The following is a 2,730-nucleotide window of genomic DNA, read 5'->3' as shown; positions in this document are numbered from 1 at the left end:
CAGCCGCTGCACGGTGGCGGTGCGCAACGCCGCGGCGGCGCGATCGCGGGCCCGTCGCGACCGGTAGAGCCGGCCGCGGCCCTCGACGGTCTCCGACGCGCGCACCACGACCGGCAACTCCTCGGCCACCAGTGGGCCCGGCCGGCGGCCCTTCCACAGCGCGACCAGGAGCACGACCAGGCACAGCTGCCACACGATCCAGGTCACGTTTTCCGGGATCAAGTCGGAAATCGATGACGGGGAGGACGTTTCACCCTCGATACGGTGGGGCGCGTACCAGATGAGCCGGGGCCGGGCGCCCGTGAGGTTCATCGCCAGCGCGGCGTTACCCGCCTGCAACAGGCTCCCGTTGGTCATGAAGTCGGTACTGCCGACCGCCGTGACGGTCCGCCCGCCGTCCCGATACCGGATGAGTGTCCCGTCGTAACAGCTCGTCATGGTCCGGCCGTCTTTGGCCCGATAGGTGGCGCTGGGCCCGAACCGCACTGTCCCGGCGCGATTAGCCTCTCGCAGCGAGCAATTCGGGCTGCTGTCGAAGGCCGCGCTGCCGGCCGACGTGCGTACCCCCGGCATCAGCGCCTCGCGGGTTCGCGCCGTCGGTTCCACCAGGAGCAGATCGCCGGGGACGTTCGCCAGCCGGTCCAGCAGCGCGGTGTCGGTGAGGTACTGGCTCTGCGCCACCAGGATCTGCGTGCCCGGCCGCGCCGCCCGTTCGACGTCGGAGATGTTGTCGGCCACCACCACCTCGACGCCGCCGTCGCGCAGCAGGGTCACCAGCGCGTGCGCCCCGTCGGGCTCGGTCGATTTCGGATCCATCCGGGCGCCGGGCCGCGGTGCGGTCAGGTAGGCGCCGATGCCGGCGATGACGGCGAGCACGACGACGGTGAGTACCACCCAGCTACCCGTGCGCCATCGCCGTACCGCGGTCCCGGTCGCCGGACGCGTCGCCGTCACCGGACCTGCGCCCATGAGTCGGTGGCCTCGGGCCGGCCCGCCGACGGCGCCGTGGCGGACGAGCGTGACCGCAGATGGTCGTCGAGGGCGACTATCGTCCGGTAGGCGGCCTCGGTTCCCGGCCGCTCGCCGTACGTCACGTCGTTGAATGCCGTTGCGGCCTCGGATAATTCGCTTCCCAGCTGCGGTAGCGCCGCGCCGGTGTCGGAGGCCAGCTCGTTGGCGGTTCGGCCGGGAGCCGGTTCCAGCACGCCGGTCTCCTCGAGCTGCCGCGCGACCGCGCGCAGCCGGTGCCGGATCGCCGCCGACCAATCCCCTTGCGCGGCATAGCCTTCGGCGGTCGCGCGGTGCTGCGCCGCGGTGAGCAGGCCGGCCTCGAACAACTGGTAGTCGCCGCCGCGGTTGGTGCGCATGGTGCGTCGCGCGATATGGACCGCGACCACCACCGCGATCGCCAGCAGAATGAGGAGCACACTGGTGGTGAACCATCCGCCCGGTATCGAGGCGGTCTTATCCAGCAGCCGGTACAAGATTTCGTTGACCCACTCGGCGAATTGTTGGGCCGCGGAACCCTTGGAATAGATCGGTTTGTCCAGCTCTATCTGCGCGACCTGATGGGCGGCATCGCGGTCGATGTCGATGGAAGGCACTGTCAGCTGGTCCTTAACCCGGCCGGGTCAGCCAGAGGTCATCGGTGGACGCGACCGCGTAGGGGCCGCCGGCGGCGCCGGTCTGTAGCACCAGGTCGAACGCCTCGGCGCGCATTCGGCGATCGGTGTAGAGCAGCACGATGACTCCGGCGTTGAACGGCGCGGTGATGATTTGGCCGATCGCCGTCCCGATGGATGCGATCGCGGTGCCCAGCAGCAGCCCTCCGGTCGACGGGGTGCCCCCGACCAGCAATATTTGGCCCACGATGCTGAACGGTGCCGCGACGGCGTTGCCTATGAAGGACGTGACCACGAACGTCAGTGTCCGGATCCCCAACACCCGCCAGAAGCCGTTGTGCACCAGCTTGAACGATCGGGTGATCGCATCGAAGACGGGCAGCCGCTCCAGCACGATCAGGACGGGCGCGAACAACACCATGGTGTAGAGGTAGACCATCAACGCGAGCACCGCGAGCACCAGCGGGAAGCCCAAGAGAATCGCCGGACCTGGACCGCCCGCCGCCGCCAACAGCGCGATGATGACCGCCAGCAAGCCGAGAAGAACCGCCACCGCGGCGGCTTCCAGCAGCGCCAGCCCGAGCAAGGGGAGCAGCCGCCCGCGAATCTTGACCCAGGTTTCGCCGATGGTGATCGGCGAGCCGAACACCGCCCTCCCGACGATGACGGTAAGCATGCCGGACAGCAGCATGCCGCCGAGCCAGGTGACCAGCATGCTCGCGGCCATCGACCCCATCCACGCGCCCACGATCCCGCCGCTCAGCTCGTTCGAGCGTGCGACCGTGATCCTGCCGTAGGCGGCCAGGGGGCCGACCGTCGCGAGCAGCGAGATGATCTGAATGACCACGACCACCATCGCGGTCAGTCCCAGCGTCGCCCTGGGGTTGGCCCGGATGTAACCGACCGCGCCATTGAAGATGTCGCTGAGGGTCAGGGGCCGCAGCGGGATGATCCCGGGTTTGAGCGCCCCGGGAATCAATAGTGGCGGACCGTACCCCGGTGGGGGGCCGTAGCCCGCTGCGGGGCCGTAGCCCGGCGGTGGGGGGCCGTACCCCGGTGGGGGGCCGTAGCCCGGCGGTGGGGAGCCTTACCCCGGTGGGGGGCCGTA

At 69.6% G+C, this 2,730-nt stretch carries 2 protein-coding genes and 1 pseudogene; all 3 read right to left on the bottom strand.

The features are described 5' to 3' along the window. The coding region (locus JWP83_RS01525; protein WP_297725082.1) for a DUF4350 domain-containing protein at positions 1-969 on the bottom strand (969 nt) is incomplete at its 3' end. Then, positions 951-1,604: a DUF4129 domain-containing protein gene (locus JWP83_RS01520; protein ID WP_297725080.1), complete on the bottom strand. Its 654-nt coding sequence runs from the start codon at positions 1,602-1,604 to the stop codon at positions 951-953. The genes JWP83_RS01525 and JWP83_RS01520, both read right to left, overlap by 19 nt. A gap of 13 nt (positions 1,605-1,617) precedes the next feature. Continuing rightward, positions 1,618-2,730, bottom strand: a pseudogene (locus JWP83_RS01515) (hypothetical protein); the annotation flags it as partial.

The organism is Mycobacterium sp. (assembly GCF_025965855.1).
In the GTDB taxonomy this organism is placed as follows: Bacteria; Actinomycetota; Actinomycetes; order Mycobacteriales; family Mycobacteriaceae; genus Mycobacterium.
Note: the sequence above shows the minus strand (reverse complement) of the source record. Positions and strands in the feature narration are given on the sequence as shown.